Origin of the sequence: Myxococcus hansupus, assembly GCF_000280925.3 — a bacterium.
Classification (GTDB): domain Bacteria; phylum Myxococcota; class Myxococcia; order Myxococcales; family Myxococcaceae; genus Myxococcus; species Myxococcus hansupus.
Genome location: NZ_CP012109.1, coordinates 5,321,409 through 5,344,693, shown reverse-complemented (window position 1 = coordinate 5,344,693; position 23,285 = coordinate 5,321,409). Strand labels below are relative to the sequence as shown.

The 23,285-nt window shown below is 70.6% G+C and carries 17 protein-coding genes; 8 read left to right on the top strand and 9 right to left on the bottom strand.

The features are described 5' to 3' along the window. Positions 1 to 73: 73 nt before the first annotated feature. Positions 74 to 1,639, top strand: coding sequence for a hybrid sensor histidine kinase/response regulator (locus A176_RS20555; protein ID WP_002634916.1), 1,566 nt, complete (start codon positions 74 to 76; stop codon positions 1,637 to 1,639). After that, complete coding sequence (locus A176_RS20550; RefSeq protein WP_002634917.1) at positions 1,636 to 2,790, top strand: dienelactone hydrolase family protein; 1,155 nt, start codon at positions 1,636 to 1,638, stop codon at positions 2,788 to 2,790. The genes A176_RS20555 and A176_RS20550 overlap by 4 nt, the downstream gene beginning before the upstream one ends. A 12-nt stretch (positions 2,791 to 2,802) precedes the next feature. On the opposite strand, the gene A176_RS20545 is transcribed toward A176_RS20550, so the two are convergent. Beyond that, positions 2,803 to 4,293 carry a phytoene desaturase family protein gene (locus A176_RS20545; protein WP_002634918.1) on the bottom strand — a complete coding sequence of 497 codons (1,491 nt, stop codon included), beginning with the start codon at positions 4,291 to 4,293 and terminating at the stop codon, positions 2,803 to 2,805. Positions 4,294 to 4,542: 249 nt separating this feature from the next. Between A176_RS20545 and A176_RS20540 the strand changes: the two genes are divergently transcribed. Further along, positions 4,543 to 5,658, top strand: coding sequence for a tetratricopeptide repeat protein (locus A176_RS20540; RefSeq protein WP_002634919.1), 1,116 nt, complete (start codon positions 4,543 to 4,545; stop codon positions 5,656 to 5,658). A gap of 6 nt (positions 5,659 to 5,664) precedes the next feature. Here A176_RS20540 and A176_RS20535 read toward each other — a convergent pair whose 3' ends face one another. The 3 genes from A176_RS20535 to A176_RS20525 form a co-directional block, all read right to left on the bottom strand. Further along, positions 5,665 to 6,432 carry an energy transducer TonB gene (locus A176_RS20535; protein ID WP_002634920.1) on the bottom strand — a complete coding sequence of 256 codons (768 nt, stop codon included), beginning with the start codon at positions 6,430 to 6,432 and terminating at the stop codon, positions 5,665 to 5,667. A gap of 167 nt (positions 6,433 to 6,599) precedes the next feature. Beyond that, positions 6,600 to 7,316, bottom strand: coding sequence for a response regulator transcription factor (locus A176_RS20530; protein WP_002634921.1), 717 nt, complete (start codon positions 7,314 to 7,316; stop codon positions 6,600 to 6,602). Continuing rightward, positions 7,313 to 9,142 carry a sensor histidine kinase gene (locus A176_RS20525; protein ID WP_002634922.1) on the bottom strand — a complete coding sequence of 610 codons (1,830 nt, stop codon included), beginning with the start codon at positions 9,140 to 9,142 and terminating at the stop codon, positions 7,313 to 7,315. The genes A176_RS20530 and A176_RS20525 overlap by 4 nt, the downstream gene beginning before the upstream one ends. A 185-nt stretch (positions 9,143 to 9,327) precedes the next feature. On the opposite strand from A176_RS20525, the gene A176_RS20520 reads away from it, so the two are divergent. Further along, the gene (locus A176_RS20520; RefSeq protein ID WP_002634923.1) at positions 9,328 to 10,077 is read left to right on the top strand and encodes a pyridoxal-phosphate dependent enzyme; all 750 of its coding nucleotides are present in this window, start codon (positions 9,328 to 9,330) and stop codon (positions 10,075 to 10,077) included. A gap of 21 nt (positions 10,078 to 10,098) precedes the next feature. Here the strand turns inward: A176_RS20520 and A176_RS20515 are convergent, their stop codons facing one another. Continuing rightward, the gene (locus tag A176_RS20515) at positions 10,099 to 10,863 is read right to left on the bottom strand and encodes a hypothetical protein (RefSeq protein WP_002634924.1); all 765 of its coding nucleotides are present in this window, start codon (positions 10,861 to 10,863) and stop codon (positions 10,099 to 10,101) included. Between the two features lie 215 nt (positions 10,864 to 11,078). Here A176_RS20515 and A176_RS20510 point away from each other — a divergent pair, with 215 nt between their 5' ends. Continuing rightward, a complete protein-coding gene (locus tag A176_RS20510; protein ID WP_021781272.1) occupies positions 11,079 to 12,194 on the top strand; it encodes an alpha/beta hydrolase in 1,116 nt (371 codons plus the stop codon). 73 nt (positions 12,195 to 12,267) lie between these two features. Here A176_RS20510 and A176_RS20505 read toward each other — a convergent pair whose 3' ends face one another. From A176_RS20505 to A176_RS20495, 3 genes are all read right to left on the bottom strand, one after another. Next, positions 12,268 to 14,670 carry an ABC transporter permease gene (locus A176_RS20505; protein WP_002634926.1) on the bottom strand — a complete coding sequence of 801 codons (2,403 nt, stop codon included), beginning with the start codon at positions 14,668 to 14,670 and terminating at the stop codon, positions 12,268 to 12,270. A gap of 151 nt (positions 14,671 to 14,821) precedes the next feature. Beyond that, complete coding sequence (locus tag A176_RS20500) at positions 14,822 to 15,502, bottom strand: hypothetical protein (protein ID WP_002634927.1); 681 nt, start codon at positions 15,500 to 15,502, stop codon at positions 14,822 to 14,824. 121 nt (positions 15,503 to 15,623) lie between these two features. Continuing rightward, entirely contained in the window at positions 15,624 to 18,518 is a 2,895-nt protein-coding gene (locus tag A176_RS20495) for an ATP-binding protein (RefSeq protein ID WP_226993940.1), read from the bottom strand. Between the two features lie 504 nt (positions 18,519 to 19,022). On the opposite strand from A176_RS20495, the gene hppD reads away from it, so the two are divergent. The 3 genes from hppD to A176_RS20480 are packed head-to-tail and all read left to right on the top strand — an operon-like array spanning position 19,023 to position 21,852. Further along, positions 19,023 to 20,096 carry a 4-hydroxyphenylpyruvate dioxygenase gene (gene hppD / locus A176_RS20490; RefSeq protein ID WP_002634929.1) on the top strand — a complete coding sequence of 358 codons (1,074 nt, stop codon included), beginning with the start codon at positions 19,023 to 19,025 and terminating at the stop codon, positions 20,094 to 20,096. A gap of 30 nt (positions 20,097 to 20,126) precedes the next feature. Beyond that, complete coding sequence (gene hmgA, locus A176_RS20485) at positions 20,127 to 21,464, top strand: homogentisate 1,2-dioxygenase (RefSeq protein WP_002634930.1); 1,338 nt, start codon at positions 20,127 to 20,129, stop codon at positions 21,462 to 21,464. 7 nt (positions 21,465 to 21,471) lie between these two features. Continuing rightward, positions 21,472 to 21,852 carry a Rieske (2Fe-2S) protein gene (locus A176_RS20480; protein WP_002634931.1) on the top strand — a complete coding sequence of 127 codons (381 nt, stop codon included), beginning with the start codon at positions 21,472 to 21,474 and terminating at the stop codon, positions 21,850 to 21,852. A gap of 9 nt (positions 21,853 to 21,861) precedes the next feature. On the opposite strand, the gene A176_RS20475 is transcribed toward A176_RS20480, so the two are convergent. Continuing rightward, positions 21,862 to 23,271: an MATE family efflux transporter gene (locus tag A176_RS20475; protein WP_002634932.1), complete on the bottom strand. Its 1,410-nt coding sequence runs from the start codon at positions 23,269 to 23,271 to the stop codon at positions 21,862 to 21,864. Between the last annotated feature and the right edge of the window lie 14 nt (positions 23,272 to 23,285).

Sequence of the window (23,285 nt, the reverse complement as noted above, 5' to 3'; positions counted from 1 at the left end):
GCGCTGCAATGGGCGGGTGGCTCCGGCTCATGCGCGCGGAACCCAAGGCTCATGGGGCCGGAGGATTGACGCCGTGTTTGCAACGCTGGTGGCATTGCCTCCCGAGGTGTCGGAGGAGGTCGAGCAGGGGATTCTCGAATCCGACGTGGGGCGGAACTGCCAGATTCTGCATGTGTCCCTGGCGGGCTCCTTGCCCGAAGCCATCGCGGAAGGACTCATCGTCCTCTGGGATGATGGCGGTGCCTTGTCGGACGTGCTCGCCCGGTGTCAGCGCGTCCACGCCTGCCGGGTGGTGGCGCGCACGCACCTGGTGCTGCTCACGGGCCGCGCACCGGAGCAGACGGAAGTGCTCGCGGACGCGGGCGCGGACGAGTGCTTGCCCGCGCCGGGGACGCACTGGGGCGCCCGACTGGTGGCGCTCCGCAGGCGCCTGGTGCCCAAGTCCGCGGGGGATGAAGCCTCCGCGCCCGCCGTCCCGGAGCTGACGGACCGCGAGCGGCTGGAGTCGCAGTGGGTGCTGGCGGATCGGATGGCGTCCATTGGCACGCTCGCCGCGGGCGTGGCGCACGAAATCAACAACCCGCTGTCGTACGTCAGCTCCAATCTCTCGTACATGCGCGAGCTGCTCTCGCAGCAGGAGCTGCCCTCCGAGCAGTTGATGGAGCTGCGCGAGGTGGTGGCCGAGGCCCAGGAAGGCGCCGGCCGCATCAGCGGGATTGTCCGCGACCTGCGCACCTTCTCCCGTGCGGACGAGGAGCTGCATGGCCCGGTGGACATGGCGCACGTGGTGGATGGCGCGCTGCGGCTGCTTCGCAACCAGATTGCGCTGCGCGCGCGGCTGACGTGCACGCTGGAGCCGGTGCTGCCCGTTCATGGCAACGAGTCGCGCCTGAGCCAGATTGTCGTGAACCTGCTCCTGAACGCGCTGCAGGCGTTGCCGGACCGGACGCCGGAGGAGAACCGGGTGCGCGTGTCGCTGCGCGCCAGCAGCTCCCGTCACGTGGAGCTGGAGGTTTCGGACAACGGGCACGGCATGGCGCCAGACGTGCAGCGCCGCATCTTCGATCCGTTCTTCTCCACGCGCCCCGTGGGCGAGGGCACGGGGCTGGGGTTGTCCATCTGCCTCACGCTGGTGCAGGCCATGGGCGGACGCATCGAGGTCTCCAGCGCGCCAGGGTGGGGCAGCACCTTCCGCATCGTGCTGCCCGCGCAGACCGCGGGCTGGACGGAGGCCCCCCTCGTTCCCGTGGTTCCAGAGCCCGTGTCGCCCATGATGCGCCGCCGGCTGCTGCTCATCGACGATGAGCCCTCCGTGGGCAACTCCGTCAGCCGCCTGGTGCGCGACGTCTACGAGATTCACGTCGTCCAGGATGCGCGCGAGGCCCTCCGGCTCTTGTCCATGGGCGAGCGCTTCGACGCCATCCTGTGCGACGTGATGATGCCGGGCATGAGCGGGCTGGACTTCGTGGTGGAGCTGGAGCGCCTGGCGCCCGAGCTGGCGCTGCGCACCGGGTTGATGACCGGCGGCGCCTTCACCGCGCAGGCCCGTGAGTTCGTGGGTCGCCGCACGCGCGGGCTGCTGGAGAAGCCCTTCGAGCGCGAGCGCCTCTGCACCTTCGTGGAGCACCTGTTCCAATGAGCCGTGCGGTCCGGCGGACGCTGGCCGCCGTCGGTGTCGCGCTCCTGGTGGCGGCCCTGGTGGTGCTGCCGGGCTACCTGCGAGGGCTCTCGCTGGTGGTCCGCGCCGCGGGCATGCAGGGCACGATGGAGACGGCGCTCGCGAACTGGCGCGTCGGCGTCTACGACGTGAGCGACTTGCGCGTGCCCACGCGGCACGGGCCGGTGCGCGCGCGGTTGTACCGGCCGCTGAGCCCAAGGGGGCACCCCGTGGTGCTCACCTCGGGGGTCCATGCGGATGGCATCGACGAGCCCCGGCTGGTGAAGCTGGCCGAGGACCTCGCGCAAGGCGGACAGGTGGTGCTCACGCCGGAGCCCGCGGACCTGTTGCGCTACGAAATCACCCCGCGCTTGCCGGACATCATCGAGGACGCCGCCGCGTGGACCGCCGCGCAGCCAGAGCTAGCGCCGGAGGGCAAGGTGGCGCTGTATGGCATCAGCTTCTCAGGAGGCCTGTCGGTGGTGGCCGCCGGACGGCCCGCCTTGAAGGACCGCGTGGCGGCCACGCTCTCCTTCGGCGGGCATGGGGACCTTCCCCGCGTGCTGACGTTCCTGTGCTCGGGCGAGCTGCCGGATGGGAGCCACCTGGCGCCCCATGACTACGGCGTGGTCATCATCCTGCTCAACGTGGCGGAGAAGCTGGTGCCTCCCGAGCAGGTGGAGCCCCTGCGCGCGGGCATCCGGACCTTCCTGCGTGCGTCCCACCAGGCGATGGTCGACAGGCGTCTGGCGGAGCAGACCTTCGCCAAGGCGCGCGAGCTGCAAGCCACGCTTCCGGAGCCCGCGGCCACGTTGCTGGGGTACGTGAATGCGCGCGACGTGGCGGAGCTCGGGCCGCGTCTGCTGCCCTTCGTGAAGACGTTCGCCGCGGACCCGGCGTTGTCGCCCGAGCGCTCGCCGCCTCCCTCCGCTCCCGTCTTCCTGCTGCACGGCGAGGGCGACACGGTGATTCCCGCCATGGAGTCCCAGCGGCTGGCGGAGGTGCTGCGGCCCCACACCCAGGTCCACGCGCTGGCCACGCCACTCATCACCCACGCGGAGATGGACGGGCCGCAGGCGTGGCGGGATGTGTGGCGGCTCGTGCGTTTCTGGGCGGAGCTGCTCGACGCCTGACGGCGCGCGGACTCAGCGCCGTGCGGAGATGCTCGCGGCCGTGCGCACGCCGCCCACGGCCGTGGCCAGGGTGCTCTGCCCGGGAAACACCGAGTCGCCCACCAGCCACAGTCCTTCGCGGACCTGCAGGGGGCCCAGGTGCCGGTAGTTCGCCAGGCCCGCGCGGCGGGGGACACCGCCCACCGCGCCTCCGTCTCGCTGCGTGAAGCGTTGATAGGTGCGCGGAGAGGCCGGCAGCGCCTGCACGAGCCCCTCGAGCCACTCGGGCGCGAGCTTCCGCAGCCCCTGGTCCATCCGAGCCTGGACGCGCTCCACGTAGGCGCGTTGCTCGGCCTCCGGCAGCGAGGCCAGGGTCGTGAGTGGCACGTGCGTGGACACCGTCACCGTGCGGTGCCCGGGCGGCGCGCGTCCGGCGTCGGCCTCGCCGCTGATGGACATGAACAGGTGGTTGCCTTCGATGAAGGGCGCGCTGACGTCATCCACCAGCTCCAGGTGATGCGCGCTGCCATCCGCGTCGCCGGGCGTGCGCACCACCAGGTAGCGCATCGCCGCGCCCCATCCCGACTCGACGCTTCGGGACAGCGTGTCCATCCGAGGCATCGACTCCAGCGAAGCCCCCAGGAGCCGGCTCAATCCGCGGGGCAGCACGTTCGTGACGACATGGCGCGCCTGCAGCTCGCCGCGCCGCGCCTCCACCCGCCAGCCGCCCGGAATCGCCGTCACCGCCTTGACCCGGTTGGCCAGCAGCACCGTGCCTCCGTGTGCTTCCACGGCGCCCGTGAGGGCCTTGGCGAGTTGCCCGATGCCACCTCGGACGTGCCCGGTGCCTCGCCAGTAGTAGTCCATGGCGGCCAGCGCGAACGGGGCTTCCGCCTCGGCGGCGCTGCACTGAACGGTGATCTGGCAGAGCGCGTCCAGGTACGTGCGCAGGGGCGCGAAGCCGGTGAGCCCCAGGTGCTCCAGCACCGCGCCCAAGGGCCGTCCCAGCCACCGCAGCAGCGGGGGATAATGGAGCGCGCGTCCCGCGTGGCGCAGCAGGGCCTTCACGTTCAACGGCGGCAGGAGCGTTGGGTCATCGAAGAGGGGCCACAAGGCTCCCGCCACCTGGGACTGGAGCGCGAAGAGCCGTCGCACCGCGGGAGCGGGGGCTCCGGGAAGCGCGCACAGCGAGTCGATGAAGCGCGCGCGGTCGCGATGCACCGCGAGCCGTGACGTGGGCGTGCGCAGCTCCACCACGGGGTCCAACCAGTCCACCGTCACCGGCAGGGAGAGTTCGCGAATCCACCGGCCGAAGAGCTGGTGGGGCTCGAAGCCGGAGAACAGGGTGGCGCCCGCCTCGAACGCGTAGCCGCCTCGCTGGAAGGTGCTGGCGCAGCCGCCGGGGTAGTTCAGGGACTCGCACAGCGCCACGCGCGCGCCCTGGCGTGACAATTCCAACGCGGTGGCCAGTCCGCCAAACCCCGCGCCCACCACCACCGCGTCGTACCAGGTGCTTGCCATCATCCCGCCCGGAGCCCGAGTCCGCCGGGGCAGCGGCCGGGAAGGCCCGGCCCTCTGGGGCCCGGCGCTCGCGTCCTAACGGAGACCCGGGCCGCTCGCGAGCCATTCTTCCGCGCCGCTCAGACGCTTGCCTGGCGGCGGACATCTCCCGCGAAACGGGTGCCGGGGCCTGCCTGCGTGTTTCGATGCTCCGACCCGGGGGCTTCGCGGGCATAGACTGAGGGACCTCCTCCACGGAAAGGGCTCCTGCGCGTGCGCCAATCCCTCCTCTTGTTCGGTTGTGCCTTCATCCTCGGCTGCGCGTCCACGCCCAAGCCGGCCCCCGAGGCCGACCGGTCCGCCTCCGCGACCGTGAAGGAGCGCGACACGCCTCAGTACCTCTCGCCCTCCGAAGTCGTCGCGCAACTGGAAGCGTCCCAGGTGCTCTACAAGGTCGACGGGAAGGACTCGCCGCCCGGTGGGTGGGGGGACCAGTTGTGGCCGCAGCGCGTGAGCGCGGTGGAGGCCCCCTGGGTGGTGGAGGAGTCGGGCCAGCGCGTCATCCGGGAGTGGCCCGTCGATGCGTCGGTGAAGGCCCTGCTCGACGAGGCCGAGCCCCACTTCCAGGCCCGGCGTTACGACGAGGCGGCGAAGCTGTATGCCCGCGCCACCGACGCGTGCCCGGACTGCTACGTGGCCTGGGTCTTCCGGGGTGACGCGGCGTACTTTTCGGACGACGCGGCCACGGCGCTGGAGCACTACCGCCGGGCCACCACGCTCAACCCGAATGACCACCGCGCCTGGTTCTTCCAGGGCAACGCCCTGGCGAAGCTGGAGCAATACCAGGAGGCGCTGGATGCGTGGGCGTGGTGCCTGGTGCTCAACCCGCGCTACCCCGTCATCCGCCAGTTCTTCCGGACCAACGCGCACCTGGGGCTCGTCGTCCGTGGGGACGTCATCGTGCCGCGCGGTTTCGCCGTGCGAGAGGGCGAGGGCGTCTCCATCCAGTTCGACCCCAACCACGACCCGGGTTGGTTCGCCTTCGCCAACTGCAAGGCGCTGTGGCTGGGCGAGCCGTCGCACCGCGAGAAGATGACGGGCTCCACCGAGGAGCAGTTCACCTCCGTGGAGGAGATGGAGTGTCTGGCCTCGGCGCTCGCCGTCCACGAAACCCAGAAAGCGGAAGGCAAGCTGGACGCCCTGGACCCCACGTTGGAGCGCCTGCTCGACATCACCCAGGAAGGGCTGCTGCTGGAGGCGGTGCTGTTCGAGGTGGGCGCGCGCGTCCACCCCCAGGTCGTCCTCACCCTGGACGACGAGCTCCGCCAGCGGCTCAAGCGTTACGTGCTCACGCACGTCCTGGTGCCGGCGGGTCGTCGCGAGGGCTGAGCTGCCCTAGCGGGGCAGCTTGAGTTTCAGCGTGAAGGTGTAGGACACGCTCACCGGACGGCCCTGGAACTCCACGGGGCTGTACCGGCGGTTGTGCAGCGCCTCGAGCACGGACTCGTTCATGTGCGCCAGGCCCTTGATGACGCGGCAGTCCGTCACGTCGCCGCGCACCGTGATGACGCACTTGGCGATCATCGTGCCCTCCACGCGGGCGGCGAGCGCCTGGTGCGTGTATTCGATGCCCGGGCTCCCGAGCAGCCGGGGCGGCGTCATGCCGGAGCCGAAGGGGAGGATGTCGGTTCCCGTGCCTCCGCCGTCGCCATCTCCCGGGAGGAGGCCGGGCACGAACGGCACGCCAATCACGTTGCTGTCCGCGTAGCCATCCGGGTGTCCGCCCGGAGTCCCCGTCCCCGGGGTCGCCAGCTCATCCGTGTCGCTGGTGTTGTCGGGGCTGGTCACCGGCTCGACCGGCGGCGGCGGCGCGTCCACGACCGGCGGCGGCACGCGCGAGGGCACGCGGTCCCGGTTGCGAGGACGGGGGCGCGGCGCGTTGGCCTGCCTCGGCTGCGCGGGGGCCGGAGAGCCCTTCGCCACCCGCGGCGCCTGCTGCACCCGGAGGACCAGCTCCGGCGGCTCCTTCGGCTCGACGGGGCCCGGCGCCCTCGCGGAGATGAAGAGCACGGCGCCGAAGAGCGCCGCATGCAGGGCGGCGGACACCCACACACCCGTGCCAAGACGTCCAGCCCGCTGCTTCTCGATGACCGACTTGAACATACCGGTTGCCCTCCCTCGGCGTCAGGCGCTCCCGGTGGAGGGCCGCGCGGGCGGACCTCACCGGCGGGACGGGTTGGCTTCGGAGCGCCCTGTCCACGCAAGGGTCAACCTACGGAGTCGGCGTCTTCGAATGGCGGTGGGTCGGCCATCCCTTCGTCATGGTTGTGTCATGACGATGAGACCTCCATGCGATAGCCAACGCCCCGGATGGTGTGGATGGAGAAGCCGGAGGCGTTCGTCCATCCCAGCTTCTTCTTCAGGCTGGAGACGAAGTTGTCCACCGTGCGCGGGTCCACCACCACGTCACGGCCCCACACGGCGTCCAGGATTTCGCCTCGCGGCAGCGCCCGGTCCTTGTGGCGCAGCAGGAAGGCCAGCAGGTCGAACTCCGTGCGCGTCAGCTCCACGGCGGTGGCGTCCGGACGGAACACCTGACGCTTGCCCAAATCCAACGTGAAGCCGCTGAAGGCAAGCTGGTCCGGAGGCGCGGAGCCGGAGCGCCGCACCAGGGCTCGCACCCGGGCCAGCAGCTCCCGCAGCCGGTAGGGCTTGGTGAGGTAGTCCTGCGCGCCCACCTCGAAGCCCTTGAGGATGTCGTCCTCCAGCGAGCGCGCGGTGAGCATCAACACCATGCTCTTGTTGCCCTGCGTCCGCAGCCGGCGGCAGAAGCTGTAGCCGTCCTCGCCGGGCAGCATGACGTCCAGGATGAGCAGGTCGAAGTCGCGCTCCTTCAGCAGCGTCTCCGCGTCGCGGGTGTTGGGCGCCTCGGAGACGAGGTAGCCCTCGTCCATCAGGTTGTCCCGGAGGCCGACGCGCAGGTGGGCGTCGTCCTCGACGATGAGGATGGAAGGACGGGCGGTGGCGGAGGGCGTGGCGGTGGTCATCGAGGCGGCTCGTTGAATATCAGCGCGAACGTGGTGCCGTCCGGTCCCGAGGCGGCGACCTGGATGTCGCCCCGGTGCAGCTTCATGATTCTCCGGCACAGCGCCAGGCCCAGCCCGCTGCCATGGACCTCCGGTCCGGCCGACGTCACCCGGTAGAAGTCCTGGAAGGCGTGCTCCCATTCGGACTCCGGGATGCCAATGCCGTTGTCCCGGAAGAGCACCGTGCAGCCGTAACCCGGTATCACCTGGGCGCTGATGTCGATTTCGACGGGGTTGCTCCGGTTGTAGGCGCAGGCGTTGCGGCCCAGGTTGGAGAAGAGCAGCCGCAACAGGCCCGGGTCCGCCTCCAGCTCCGCGCCTTCCAGGTCTGCCGTGAGGTGGACGGGGACGGAGGTGGCCGTCTCCAGCTCGTCGCGCAGCAGGGGCACCAGCTCCTCCAGGCGCACGCGCGAGGTCCGCAGCGTCCAGCGGCCTTTGTCGATGCGGTTGAAGGACAGGATGTTCTCCACCAGGAAGTGCAGCCCATCCGCGGCCTGGACGATGCGGGCCGGGTAGTCCCTCACCTCCGGGGCCTGCGCGAGCTTGCGCTCCAGCGTCTCGCCCAGCAGCCGGATGGAGGCCAGGGGCGTGCGCAGCTCATGGGAGACGGTGGCCACGAAGTCGCTCTTGAGCTCCAGGAAGCGGTACTTGCGCTGCTGCGACACCACCGCCAACGCGACGATGGCCACCGCGAGCGCGCCGCACACGGCCACCAGCAGCGTCTTGAGCCCGTGGCGCGCGTCGATGTCCGCCTCCTGCCGGGCCCATGCGGGCATGTCCACCGCCAGCGTCAGCGTTCGCAACGGCTGGAAGGCGCCGGCCGCGTTCAACCGCAGCCGGCCCGTGGCGTCGAAGAGTCCGCGGGCCTGCATGTCGCGGGTGATGGGTTGGAGCATCGCCTCCAGGTCCACGGCGATGCCGTAGACGGCCTCGCCTCGGGGCGCCACGTACCAGAACTGTCCCAGGAGGGTGGGCTCCACCAGGTCCTCGGGAATCACCAGCATGCCCGCGCCCGCCTCGCTCGCGCGGGCGAGGAGGTCGGCCGTGGGCTCGCCCAGCGCGGCGCTCACCTGGACGACGCGCGCGTGGAGGAAGTGGAAGTCCGCCTGGGTGAAGCGCGAGCGCTCCCGCAGCAAGTCACGCTGGAGCCCCGACGCGCGGGCGAAGCCGCCGAAGTCTTCCGGCAGGCCTTCGCGCAGCAGGGCGCGCACCAGCGGCGGAGTGCCGTCTCCGCGCTGGAGCCGCTCCACCACCAGCAGCAGGAAGGGCAGCTCCTCCTCGGGGGGAAGCGCGTGGGCGGCGTGGTAGCGCAGCAGCTCCTCCACCCCGGGGGCGACACCCGCCGCGTCCCCCGCGGCGAGCGCGGCTTCCACGGCGCGCAGCCGTGAGAGACGCGGCTCCCAGTCCCCCGCGGCCGCTCCGTCCTTCAGCCGGGCGCCGAGCCGCGCGTGCGTGTCACGCGCGGACGTCGCGCCGCCGGGCCTGGGGATGGTGAGGCGGGGGAGGAACTGGGCGCCGCGGAAGTTGAAATAGAAGCCTTCGCCAGGCTCGAGCGGGTCCCCCATGGCGGCGTGGATGGCGGGGATGTCCGCGTCGAGCTTGCGCGCCAGCTCCTGCCGCAGGGCCTCGGCGCCCGCGTGGGCCAGGGCGTCTCGCCGCGAGCGCAACTGCGCGTGGGCTTCATCCCGCTCACGGCTGAAGATGCGCTGGAGGCTGACCAGCCCCCAGCCAAGGGCCAGGAGGCCACAACCCAGGGCGACGAGCGTAGGAAGGAGCCGGCGCAGCATGTGGAGCCGCCGCCGACTATCGCACAGCCGCCATGCCCCCGAGGCTTTTCGCTTCGGTCTCCTGTCGGGGCGAATGTCCTGGGTCGGTGAGGGAGCGGATGCCAGGTCCACGTCCGGACAGCGCCGGCGCCACGCGGCTGGCGCGAGCGGCCCCCACCAGAGAGGGTGGGGCCGGAGGTTCACGCATGCGTGTCGTGTTTCCCTTGTCACGGCCCTGGCCAGGGGGACCGGTGGTGCTCTGGGGTGGAGCGCTTCCGGCCGGCAGTCTGAAGTACCTGACCTTCTCCCATCACCTCCAATCCGCGCCCGCGGAGACCAAGGGCCTGGTGGAGCTGTCTGGCGCGTCGTCGGCGCTGGCGCTGGACGCGCTGGGCCGCGAGCGGGGGCTCCCGGTGGTGGCCCTGACGGACTCCACGGGCACGGCGTACCTGCGGGCGAATGGCTTTGGCGGGGAGGTGCGCACCGTGCACGGCTTCACCCAGGCCTGGGAGCTGGCGCTGGACTACGAGCGCCAGGGCTGGTTCTGGCCCCGGCAGCTCGCCAACGGCGCGCTGGTGGAGAGCGTGGAGTCCTGGACCACGCGCTTGCTCGAGGTGGTGCGCGACGTGTATCCCGCCGTGCGGTGCGTGGTGTGTGGCTTTGGCACCGGCGCCACCGTGGTGGGGTTGCACCGGCCCTTCGCCGCCGCGGGCTATGAGGTGGTGGGCCTGCAACCCGCGCCCGGAAGAACGATGCCCGGCTGGCGCCGCTGGGCCGAGCAGAGCCTGGGCTCCAAGGACCTCTTCTATCCGTACCGGGAAGAGGTGCCGCTGGAGACGGCGGAGGTGAAGGCGGCGGATGCCCTGGCCGCGCTGCTCTCCTGGGCTCGCTCGGAGCGGCGGCCCGAGGAGGTGCTCGTCATCTCCCACAACGCGCGGCCCCCTTTCGACGGGTAGGGGCCGGCGTCCCGCGGGGACTCAGCGGCCGCGCCCACCGGCCCGGCCGCCCGGAGGCCCGCCGCCGAAGCCCCGCTCCGACCGGCGCATCGTCTCATACTGCTTGAGCTGGTCCTCGGAGAGGATGGCGTTCATCTCCTTGTCAGTCAGTTGCGTCTCGGCACGCACGGCCTGCCGCATGTCGCGGGCCGACTTCGTGCCGGCGCGGACCTCCTCGATGAGCGCCTGCCGCTTGGTGGCCTCCGCCTCCATGCGGCGGTTCAGCGTCTGCTCCTGGTTGTAGTCGAGCCGCGCTTCGGTGATGAACTGGCGCACGCGCTCCTTCTGCTGCTCGCTCTGCTGGGCCTGGACCTGGTGCCACTGCTCCTGGCGCTCCGCGCGCTGCTCCGTGCGCATCTCGTCCTGGACGTTGCGCACCACGTCCTTGAGGTAGTCGCGGCCACCCTCGGAGTTCAGCGCCTCCCCGGCGACCATGCCCCGCACCTCCGCCCGGAGCTTCTCCACCTCCGCGGCGAGCGCGGGTGACGCTCCGGGGACGACCTTGCCGTCCGCCGTCATCATGGGGCGCTTCTCCACCTCCATCAGCCGGCGGGACAGGCCGACGGCGGTGTCCTCCAGGGCCTTCACGCGCCGCTCCAGGTTGATGACGTCCGCGGCGACGCTGACGGGCTGCTCGGCCTGTGGGGCGGGAGGCGGGGCCTGCACCGTCTCCCGGGGACTCCACAGGGTCACCACGAGCGCCGTGGCGGCGAGGACGAGGGCGGCGATGCTGGCGAGCTTGTTCACGTCTTCTCCGACGGAAGCTGGAACGTCTTATTCCATATCAGGTGGCGTCGAGCCCTGTCCGCCTCCCTGTCCAAAGGGAAGCCCCCTTTCGGCAGAGGGGGTGCCGCCCGGCCGCTCGCCCCCCGGCCGCCCTGGGGACGGCATGGGCACTGGCCCCTCGGGATGCTCAGCATGGTCGCTCACGCGAGGTGTCTCTCCGACGAAAGGAACGAAACATGGCTTCCCGCTCACGCCCCCAGGTCCTTCCGCGGGCACTGCTCCTCCTCACGGCGGTCTCCGGCTTCTCGGCGGTGGCGGCAGCGCCCTCCGCTCCGCAGGCGGACCCCCAGATGCAGAAGGTGCTGGACGCCTACCAGGCGTTGGACCCGAAGCCGCTGGAGACGCTGAAGCCCGAAGAGGCGCGCGAGGGCCCCTCCGCGAAGGACGCCGTCGAGGCGGCGCTGAAGCAGGAGGGCAAGGCCGGCACGCCGGAGAAGGTGGCCCAGGTGGAGGAGCGGAAGATTCCGGGCCCCACGGGCGAACTGGACCTCCTCGTCTACACGCCCGAGGGCAAGGGCCCGTTCCCGGCCGTCGTCTACTACCACGGTGGCGGTTTCGTCATCGCGGACCTGGACACCTATGACGCCAGCGCGCGGGCGCTCGCGAACCAGGCGAAGGCCGTGGTGGTGAGCGTCCACTACCACCAGGCCCCGGAGAATCCCTTCCCGGCGCCGCTCGATGATGCCCAGGCGGCCTTCAAGTACGTGCAGTCCCACCCGAAGGACTTCAACATCGACGCGAAGCGCGTGGCCGTCGCGGGCGAGAGCGCGGGTGGCAACCTGGCCACGGCGGTGGCCATGCGGCAGGTGAAGGAGAAGGGGGCGGTGCCCGTCTTCCAACTGCTCATCTACCCGTTCGTCAGCAATGACCTGTCCACGCCTTCACACCAGCGCAACGGCAACGGGGAGTATCTCGTGAGCAACGAGGCCCTGGGCTGGTTCTGGCAGAACACGCTGGGGAGCAACTGGAAGAAGACGCGCAACGCCGAGGCGCTGCCCCTCCAGGCCTCCCCGAAGCAGCTCCGGGGCCTGCCGCCGGCGCTCGTGATGGTCGCCTCCCTGGACCCGCTGCTGGATGAAGGCATCGCCTATGCCGACAAGTTGAAGGCCGCGGGCGTGGCGGTGGACGTGAAGCGCTACGACGGCGTCACGCACGAGTTCTTCGGCATGGCCCCGGTGGTGGACAAGGCGAAGCGGGCCCAGGCGGACGCGGGTGTGGCGCTTCGCAAGGCGTTCTCCGCACCGGGCGGGCAGGGCATCGGCGGCTCCGGTGAGGACGCCGAGGCGCCGTAGGCCCCAGTCCCTTCCGCGATGACCTTCCGGCCGCGCACGGTTCCTGACGTGCGCGGCCAACGCGCGTTCGGGGCTACTCCGCGCGCAGGGACACTGACGGCGAGACGCGGCTGGCGCGCAGCGCGGGCACGAGGCACGCGAGCAACGAGAGTCCTCCCAGCGCCACGGCCACGCCCAGGAAGATGTCCGGGGCGAATGGCTCCACGCCGTACAGCGTCGCCGCCATGAGCCGCGTGCAGCCCAGGGCCGCCAGCAGTCCCGCGCCCACGCCCAGCGCGGTGAGCCGCAGCCCCTGGCCCAGCACCAGCCGCAGCACCTGGAGGGGATGGGCGCCCAGCGCCAACCGGATGCCCAGCTCGCGCGTCCTCTGTCCCACGGAGTAGGCCAGCACGCCGTAGACGCCGACACCGGCCAACAGGACGGCGAGCGCGGCGAACGCCCCCAACAGCCGCGCCGTGCCCGTGGGCCGGAGCAGGACGCGCTCCACCCGCTCGGAGAAGGGCTGCAAGGCATAGAGGGGCTGCTCGGCGTCCACCGCCTTCACCGCTTCACGCAGCGCGGCCAGGGCCGAGGACGCGCTGTCCTCGCCGCGCATCACCAGCGTCAGGCCGTGCAGGGGATACTGTGCATAGGGCAGGTAGGCCTCCGGTGCGGCGGGCCGGGTGAGGCTTTCGTGGCGGACGTCCTCCACCACGCCGACGATGTCCCGGAACGGCTGGTGGTCATCCCAGTCCAGGCGCACCCGCCGGCCCAGGGCCTCTCCGCCCCCGAGGTATTTCCGGACGAACGCCTCGTTGACGATGATGACGGGGGCGCCCTTCTCACTGTCCTGGGGACCGAAATCGCGGCCCTGTCGCACCTGGATGCGCAGCGCCGCGAAGTAATCGGGCGTGGCCACGCGGAACGCCGTGTGCCGCCGTTCGCCGGAGGGGTTCGTGTCGCCCTCCAACTGGAAGTCTCCGTCCGTGCCCGAGCCGCCCAGCGGGGCATCGTTGACGAAGCCCACCGCCTCCACGCCGGGCCGGGCCTTCATCCGCTCCGCGACGTCCTGCACGAAGGCGCGCTTGCGCGCGTCGTCGCGGTAGCTGTCGGGGGAGAGGGTCAACTGCGCGCTGACGGCGCCCGACGCGTCGAAGCCTGGGTCCACCGCCATGACGTTGTAGAGCGAGCGCACGATGAGCCCCGTGCCCACCGTCAGCACCAGCGCCAGCGCCAACTGCACCATGACGAGCCCGCTGCGCAGGGGATGCCCGGTGCGGGCGCCCACCGCGCTTCCGGACTGCCGCAGCATGGGCAGCACGTCCATGCCCGTCGCGTGCAGCGCGGGCGCGAGCCCGAACAGCAGGCCCGTGCCCACCGACAGCAGCGCGCTGAAGCCCAGGACGGTGAAGTTGATTTCCAGGGGTGCCACGCGCAGCAGCGCGTGCGGCAGCAGCGTGCGCACCAGCTCCATGCCCCACAGCCCCAACACCAGACCCATGACCCCGCCGAGCAGGGACAGGAGCACGCTCTCCACCAGGGACTGCTGGAGCCGGCGGCGGCGGCTGGCGCCCAGCGCCGCGCGGATGGCGCCATCCCGTTGCCGCGACAGCGTGCGCACCAACATGAGGTTGGCCACGTTCGCGCACGCGATGAGCAACACGAAGCCCACCGCCGCCCACAACATCCACAGCACGTCGCGCGTGTTGGACGTCAGGTGGTCCTGCCAGGCCGTCAGTCGGATGCCGTGACGCTTCTGCCCGGCCTCGGGCGTCCCGACAATCTCCGCCACCCGCTTCAGGTCCGCCTGGGCGGCCTCCACCGTGGTGCCCGGCGCCACCCGGCCCAGCACGGACAGGTAGTGGTTGCCGTGGCGCTGCGGGTCCAGCCACTCGGGAATCCATACGTCCGTGTCCTCGGCCGTCTCCGGGAAGGAGAAGTCCTCGGGCAGCACGCCCACCACCGTGTGGCTGCGGTCATTCAGCACCAGCGTCCGCCCCACCACGTCCGGCGCGCCCCCGAGCGCCCGCTGCCAGTAGCCGTGGCCCACCAGCACCACGGAGACGTCGCCGCCCGAGGGCGCGTCCTCCTCGCGGAAGTCGCGGCCCTGCGCGGGGCGGACGCCCAGCACGGAGAAGAAGTTCGTCGTCACCCGGTTGGCCCGCACCCGCTCGGGCGCCTCCGTGCCCGTGCGGTTGAGGTTGGTGCGCCCGAAACCCGCGAGCTGGCTGAATCCCTGCGCGTGCTCCCGCCACCCGAGCAGCTCCGGCGGCGCCACCGACGCGTGGCTCACCGACTCCTGCTCACACCAGATGCGCACCAGCGTCTCCGCGGCCGGGAAGGGCAGGGGCCGCAGCACCATGGCGTGGATGGCGCTGAAGAGGACCGTGTTCGCCCCGATGACGAGCGCCAGCGTGAGCCCCGCGGCCAAGGTGAAGCCGGGGGTTCGTGACAGGGTGCGAATCGCGTACCGGAGGTCCTGGCGAAGGGAATCCATGGCGGTGGCCTTCAGCGAAGGACATGCCAACCCGCCACGCCGGCGCAACCCCAGGGGAAGGGCGACCTGTCTCGCCTGGAGCGCCCGGAGGACTGCTCGGATGCGGGAAGCCGCGTCCCGGAAACGGACAGCGCGCCCGCCCGGCGGCCCGTCAGTGGACGGCCCAACGGGCGGCGATTTCCTCGCACGCCAGCACCACGTCGTTCATCCGGCGCTGCTGGGCACGGGGGGCCTGGAAGAGCCGGCCGGCGAAGACGTCGAACACGCCCACCAGCCGCGGGTCCACGGGGCCGCGCTGCTCCAGCCGCTCCTCCGCGTACCGCTGGAGCACCGTGGCGATGTACTGCCCGGAGCGTTCATCCAGCGGCGTGTGCTTGGAGAAGTACAGCTTGAGCAGGCCCGAGCGCATCATCCCCTGGGCATCCACGCTGCGCAGGAGCACCTCGGGACGCACGCTGACGTCCACGCCCCCCAGTGCCAGGGGCGGCAGGTCCGCCTCCACCGGGCTGGCCACGGCGCGCGCGATCAACCCCTCCGAGGCCGCCAGGCAGCGCTGGAGCGCCTCGGCGCACAGGGCCAGTCGGTGCGCGTCGTAGTCGGATTCGGGGCGGGCGTTGAGCAGCCGCCGCTGGTGGTAGCGGAGGATGACCTCGTCCCGGCCCTCGCACAGGAACTCGACGATGGCCTGCGCGGCGGCGGGGTAGCGCAGGTACTGCGGGTCCACCGGGTGCTTCTGGCCCTGGATGATGCGCTTGCGCAGGGACGGCGTCGCGGTGAGGTACTGGCCCAGCTTGTTGACGGAAACGCGCGGACTCTCACGGGTGACGGTCATGTTCCAGCCTTCCTTTGCGGCTTCGGGAATGAAGGAAGACTACCGGAAGGGTCTGACATTTCCGGGGCGGCGCGGGACACCGCCGCCCCCTGCTGGAATCCACCCTGGAGGGTAGGGCATCTCAGGGCTTGGGAGGAGGCCTCCGGTTGGCCATGGACGCGATGACGGCCATCAGCTCCACGGGTTCAATGGGCTTGGGCACGTGGGTGGTGAACCCCGCGAGCAAGGCCCGGGTCCGGTCCTCCATGCGCGTGTACGCGGTGAGGGCCACGGCGGGCAGGCTTCCACCTTGCTCCGCGGGCAGGGCCCGCACGCGAGCGATGAAGCGGTACCCATCCTCCAGGGGCATGCCGACGTCGGAGACGAGCACGTCGAAGGACAGGCGCTGCATCACGGCCAGCGCCTCCTCCGCGGAGCCGGCCGTGGTGACCAGGCCGCCGCAGGTCTCGATGATGCTGCGCAGCAGCTCGCGCGTGTCCTCCTCGTCGTCCACCACCAGCAGCCGGAGCCCCACGAGCTGCGGCGGACAGGGGATGTCCTGCTCCATCAACGGCGCGCGCAGGGTGGGCGGCACCAGGAGCTCTCTTCGCAGGGCCACGGCCTGGGGCAGGCTGACCACGAAGGTGGCGCCATGGCCCTCGCCCTCGCTGGCGACGGACACGGTGCCGCCGTGCAGCTCCACCAGGTGCCGGACGATGGACAGGCCCAGCCCCAATCCGCCCGTCTTGCGCGTGGTGCTGCCGTCGGCCTGACGAAAGCGCTCGAAGACGTGGGGCAGGAAGTGCGCGGAGATGCCCTGGCCGGTGTCCGCGACGGTGATTTCCACCGACGAGTTGCGCCGCTCCACCAGCACCTGCACCCGGCCCCCCTTGGGGGTGAACTTCACGGCGTTGGACAGCAGGTTCCACACCACCTGCTGGAGCCGGCTCGTGTCGCCCATGATGCTGCCGCCCGAGTCGAGCGCGGCCTGGATGCGGATGCCCTTCGCCTCGGCGGCGGGCTTCATCGACTCGAGCGCCGCCTCGACGACCTGGCTGACGTCGACGGACGTCACCTCCAGCTTCAGCTTGCCCGTCATGATGCGGCTGACGTCGAGCAGGTCCTCGATGAGCTGACCCTGGGCGCGGGCGTTGCGCTCCACGGTGGCGAGCGCGCGCTCCCGCTTCTCCTGGGGCAGCGTCCCCGTGCGCAGCATCTGCACCCAGCCGAGCACCGCCGTGAGCGGGGTGCGCAGCTCGTGTGAGACGGTGGCCAGGAACTCGTCCTTGAGCCGGTTGGCCTCCTCCGCCTCCTCACGGGCCGCGCGCTCCCGGGTGAGCAGCGCCTCGCGCTCCGCCTCCAGCCGCTTCTGTTCGCGGATGTCGCGGCTCACGGTGGCGATGCCAATCTGGCGCCGCGTGGTGGGGTCGGTGAGGGCGAAGGTGTTGTAGTGCGCCGGAATGGGCGCGCCCGTCGGGAAGTGACGGAAGCGGAACTCGCCCTCCCACCGGCCGCCATTGAGGAGCTGCGGCGCGATGTGCTCGGCGACGTACGCGCGGTCCTCGGGCAGGAAGAAGTCGGCCAGCATGTACTGGGTGGCGTCCTCGTTGCGCCCCATGCCCAGCAGCCGCCGGCCCGCTTCGTTCACCCACAAGGCCTGGCCCTGTTCGTTGCCCACGCCGATGAAGTCCGTGGACTGCTCGACGATGGTGGCCAGCCGCTCTCGCTCCAGCTCCGCGCTGCGTTGCTCCGTGACATCCTGAAGCGCGCCCACGACGCGGTCGGGCTGCCCCTGCGCGTCGAAGTGCGTCTTCACCATGGCGAGCAGCGACCGCTCCACGCCATCCCAGCCCTGGACGCGGCACTCCAGCCGCGTCGCGCCCGCGCCCGGATGCAGCGCCCGTTCGATGATGCGGCGCGCGCGCTCCACATCGTCGCGGTGGATGCGGGCCGTGGCTTCCTGAAGCGTGGGCGCCTGCCCGGCGGGCAGGCCGACGTGCTGGAGCGCGCGCTCATCCCACGTCAACACGCCGCTGGCGTATTGGAGCTCCACGACGCCCAACTGCCCGGCGGCCAGCGCCATGCGGAGCCGCTCCTCGCTGCTCCGGAGCGCGGCCTCCGCCTGGGCGCGGCGCGCGACCTCCGCCTCGGCCTGGCTCCGGGCCTCCTGCGCGCCACGGAAGGCCTCTCGCTCCGCGCGCTTCTCCTGCTCCACGGTCAAATGGGTGGCCAGCTCGCGCGCCAGGTCCTCGAAGAACTGGCGGTAGGTGGCGTCGAAGCGCAGGCGCGGGCTGATGCCCAGGACGACCACGCCGCGCAGCGTGTCCGTGCTGGAGCGCCGCAAGGGCAGGGCCAGCGCGGTCTCCGTGGGCTCCGGCCAGAAGCCGAAGTGGCGGGTGCCGAGCAGCGTCTGCACCGGCTCGAGCATCACCGGGGCGTCGGAGTCCATGGCCTGCCGGGCGGCCTCGGTGATGCGCTCCAGGTCCAACGGGGCGCCCTCCCGAGACATCCCGTCGAGCCCCGAGGTGCCCGTGAGCTCCAGTCGCTGCGTGGTCCGGTCGCAGTGGTAGATGAGGGAAAAGGGGATGTCCTTCACGTTGTCGGCCAGCGCGCGGATGGCGTCCGTGGTGGGGCTTTCGACGGCGTCCACGCGCGGGGCCAGCGCGCGGAGCGTCGCCAGACGGCGCTCGCCGAGCACCACGTCGGTGACCTCGAAGACCACCTGGAGGATGCCCGCGATGTTGCCTTCGTCATCTCGCAGCGGGCTGAAGTCGAAGGTGAAGTAGGCCTCCTCGTTGAACCCGTAGCGGGTGAGCAGGAAGAAGGTCTTCTCCACCTGCTTGATTTCACCCGTCTCCAGCACCTTGCGCATCCACGGGTGGATGACCGGATAGGTGTCGGGCCAGCATTCCCGGTAGGTGGCGCCCAGGTAGCGGGGATGCCGGGGGCCCATGATGACGGCGTAGCCATCGTTGTAGAGCTGGATGAGCTCGTGACCCCAGAAGATGATGGCCGGGGCCGGCATCTCCAGAATCATGGTGACGAAGGACTTCAGCGGCCGAGACCATGACGCATAGGGGCCGAGTCTCGTCTGGCTCCAGTCATGCGTTCGCAGGAGCGCGCCGAGTTCGCCACCGGGAGCGGAGGGTTCAGTCTGGGAAGTGAGATGTTTCACGCGGATGGTCGGGTTCGAAGGCAGGCAGCGCTTTCTACCTATGCACGATAGAGCCTGCCTCCTTCCGGGCGCACGAGAACGGCTGAGTCGAAGCCAGGCAGGGGACCGGGCGCTCGCACCGGCGCCAGCGTCCGCTCCTGAACACCCACGCGCCGCCTGGGACAGCGGGGCGCGGAGGGAGACTTGAAGCGTGATTCACGACGCGAGGCGCTGTGCATCCATCTGACAGTCTCTGGCAGGTCTTTGTACTTTTTCCGCAAGGAGACCATTCCTACTTTGGGCGGTGGAAGGGGCTCCTCGTTAGGGGCGTCTCGTGCACCGCGCGGGGAGCGGTTTCCCGTGCTCAGCGTACTTGGAGGTGGCGTCATGGTGGATACGGCAGAGAACCCGCTGGGGCTGAACGGTTTCGAGTTCGTGGAGTTCACGAGCCCCGAGCCCGAGGTGATGGTGCGCCTCTTCGAGCGGCTGGGGTTCACCGCGTACTCCAAGCACCCGACCAAGGAGCTGATTCGCTACAAGCAGGGCGGCATCAACCTGCTCATCAACCGCGAGACGGAGGGGCAGGCCGCCGAGTTCCGCGCGGCGCACGGCGCGTCCGCCAGCGGAATGGCCTTCCGCGTGGCCAACGCGCGCGCGGCGTACGAGATGGCGCTGGAGCGCGGCGCGAAGGCCGCTGACCCGGAGCGCGGCTCGCTGGGCGAAGGCTCCTATGTCCTGGAGGGCATCGGCGGCAGCCTGCTGTATCTCGTGGACCGGCACGGCGCGAAGGGCTCGCTCTATGACACCTGGCAGGAGCTGCCGGGCGCCGAGGAGGCCGAGGCGAAGAACAGCGTGGGCCTGGAGACGCTGGACCACCTGACGCACAACGTGCGCCGCGGCCAGATGCGCACCTGGTCGTCCTTCTACAGCCGCATCTTCGGCTTCTCCGAGCAGAAGTACTTCGACATCAAGGGCCAGGCCACGGGCCTGTTCAGCCAGGCGATGATCGCCCCGGACCAGGCCATCCGGATCCCGCTCAACGAGAGCCAGGACGACAAGTCGCAGATTGAAGAGTTCATCCGCCAGTACAAGGGCGAGGGCATCCAGCACCTGGCGCTCACCACGCCGGACATCTACGGCACCGTGGAGAAGCTGCGCGCGCGCGGCGTGGCCCTGCAGGACACGCTCGACACCTATTACGACCTGGTGGACAAGCGCGTGCCCAACCACGGCGAGGACCTGACGCGGATGCGGAAGAATCGCATCCTCATCGACGGCAGCGAGGACGAAGGGCTGCTGCTCCAGATCTTCACCGAGAACCTCTTCGGGCCCATCTTCTTCGAAATCATCCAGCGCAAGGGCAACGAGGGCTTCGGCAACGGCAACTTCCAGGCGCTCTTCGAGTCCATCGAGCTGGACCAGATTCGCCGCGGCGTCATCCAGGTCGACCCGGCCAGCTAGTCCGCGCGTCGCGCTTCCCAGGAGATTCCGGTGACCACTCAGTCTCACTCCGAGGTGTCGCCGGAGAGCGCCCTCAAGACGGCTCCCGGCGCCTATCTGTCCGGCTTCGGCAATGAGTTCGCCACCGAGGCGGTGCCTGGCGCACTGCCTCAGGGGCAGAACTCGCCCCAGCGGACGCCGTACGGCCTCTATGCCGAGCAGCTCTCGGGCTCGGCCTTCACCGCGCCGCGCCGGGAGAACCTGCGCTCGTGGCTGTACCGCCTGCGGCCCAGCGCCGCGCACTCGGCGTTCCAGCCCCTGCCGCAGGGCCCGCTGCGCAGCGGCCCCTTCGACGAGGTGCCGGTGTCTCCCAACCGGCTGCGGTGGGATCCGCGGCCGGCGCCGTCCACGCCCACCGACTTCGTGGACGGGCTCGTCACCTACGCGGGCAACGGAGACGCGGGGACGGGCGCGGGCATCAGCATCCACCTGTATGGTGCCAACCGCTCCATGGTGGACCGCGTGTTCTTCGACGCGGATGGTGAGCTGCTTCTCGTACCGCAGGCGGGGCGGCTGCGGCTCGTCACCGAGCTGGGGCTGCTGGAGCTGGCGCCGGGGGAGATTGGCGTGGTGCCCCGGGGCGTGCGCTTCCGGGTGGAGCTGCCCGAAGGGCAGGCCGCCGGCTACGTCTGTGAGAACCACGGCGCGCATTTCCGCCTGCCGGATTTGGGGCCCATTGGCGCCAACGGCCTGGCGAACCCGCGCGACTTCCTGACGCCCGTGGCGGCCTTCGAGGACGTGGACCGCCCCACGGAGGTGGTGCAGAAGTTCCAGGGCCGCCTGTGGGCGGCGCGGTATGCGCACTCGCCGCTGGACGTGGTCGCGTGGCACGGGAACCTGGCGCCGTACAAGTACGAGCTGTCCCGGTTCAACACCGTCAACACGGTGAGCTTCGACCACCCGGACCCGTCCATCTTCACGGTCCTCACGTCGCCCAGTGAGGTGCCGGGCACGGCCAACTGCGACTTCGTCATCTTCCCGCCGCGGTGGATGGTGGCCGAGCACACCTTCCGGCCGCCCTGGTTCCATCGCAACGTGATGAGCGAGTTCATGGGCCTGGTGCACGGGGTCTACGACGCCAAGGCCGGTGGCTTCGCGCCCGGAGGCGCGTCGCTGCACAACTGCATGAGCGGCCACGGCCCGGACAAGGCGAGCTACGAGCAGGCCGTGCAGGCGGACCTGAAGCCGCACAAAATCAAGGACACGCTGGCCTTCATGTTCGAGTCGCGCTGGGTCATCCGCCCGACGCGCCTCGCGATGGAGTCCCCGGCGCTCCAGCCGGACTACGACGCGTGCTGGTCGGGCTTCCAGAAGGCGAAGCTGCCTTGAGGGCCTCGTGAGCGCGGAGGGCGGAACACCGGCGCGCAAGCGCGTCTGGACGACGCCGGCCAACGTGAAGCTGCTGCCGGTGAGCGCGCTGGAGGACCCGGGCTCGCGCAACCTCGTGCTGAAGATTGGCGACGCGTTCTTCCACGGCTTCCTGGTGCGCAAGGGGGACGCGGTCCACGGGTACGTGGACCGGTGTCCCCATGCGGGCCTGCCCCTGGCGCGCGAGCTGGACCGCTACCTGACGCCCGACAAGGGGCTCATCGTCTGCGGGTGGCACGGCGCGCTGTTCCAGGTGGAGGACGGCCTGTGCGTGGGCGGCCCGTGCTCGGGCGGCAAGCTGACGCCGTGGCCGGTGACGGTGCGGGACGGCCTGGTCGTCACCACCTGAGCCCGTCGCTCAGGCGGCCGCCGCGGCGACCTGGGGGACTTCGGGCTCCGCGGCGGGGGAGACGAGGGCCTTCTGCTCCCAGGCGCGGCTCTTCCAGCGCAGCCACATGGTGATGCCGCGCACCCACTCATCCGCCGCCACCGCCATCCATACGCCGGCCAGGCCCAGGCCCAGGTGGAAGACGAGGTAGTAGCCCAGCGGCAGGCTCATGCAGACCATGGACGCGATGCCCATGTAGACGGTGAACGTCGCGTCACCGGCGGCGCGCAGGGCGTTGATGAGTACCAGGTTGAAGCAGCGCCCCGTCTCCAACACGAGCCCGATGACGATGACCTGCGCCGTCAGTTGGATGATGTCGGCATTCGCCGTGAACTGGGACACCAGCGGCACGCGGAAGAGGATGACGGCCGCGTCCACCACCACCGTGATGCCCAGGCCCCACTTCAGGCTGCGCAGGGCCTGTGTGAAGGCGTCATCGGCGCGGCGGGCGCCCACCAGCCGGCCCACGATGATGGAGGTCCCCATGCCAATGGCCAGGCTGCACAGGAAGACGTACTGGGAGATGGCGTGCGCGTACTGCCGCGAGGCCATGGCCACCGGGCCCAGGAACGTCACGTAGTACAGGAACACCGTCTGGCAGCCCTGGTACGTGGCCTGCTCGAAGGCGGAGGGCAGGCCGACCTTGAGAATCTTGCGGACGTGGTCCTTGGAGAACGTCACGTAGTCGCGCGCCCGCATCTTCACCGGCATCACCCGGTAGAGCACATAGACGAAGACGCCCAGCGCGAGGGCCCGGCTCACCACCGTGGAGATGGCCGCGCCCGCCACGCCCAGCGCGGGGAAGCCGAAGTGCCCCGCGATGAGCACGTAGTTGCCGCCAATGTGCAGCACGTTCATCCCCAGCGAGACGAACATGGACGCGCGGGTGAAGCCGTAGGTGCGCAGGAGGCCGGCGAAGACGTTGATGAGGGCCTGGAGGAAGAGGAAGCCGCCGACGATGTGCAGGTACGTCTTGGCGTAGGCCAGCATGTGGCCCTGCAGATTCATGCCGCCCAGGATGGCGTCGCCGGTGAGCAGCAGGCCCGCGCTGACGGTGACGCCCAGCGCGAGGTTCAGCGTGACGGCGATGGCGGAGATGCGCGCGGCCTCCACCTGCCTGCGCGCGCCCAGGTACTGGGCCACCACGATGGCCGCGCCGTGCCCCACCACCTCCATGATGAGGATGCAGATGAAGACGTACTGGTTGACGACGCCCACCGAGGCGACGGCGTCATCCGACACGCCGCTGAGCATCAGCGTGTCCGCCGTGCCCATCATCATGAACAGCAGCAACTCCAGGAAGATGGGCCAGGTGAGCCGGAACAACCCCAGATGGGAGGCGCCTTGCGGTCCGGCGTTCGGCGAGGCTGCGACTTCCATGGGGGCGGCGACTC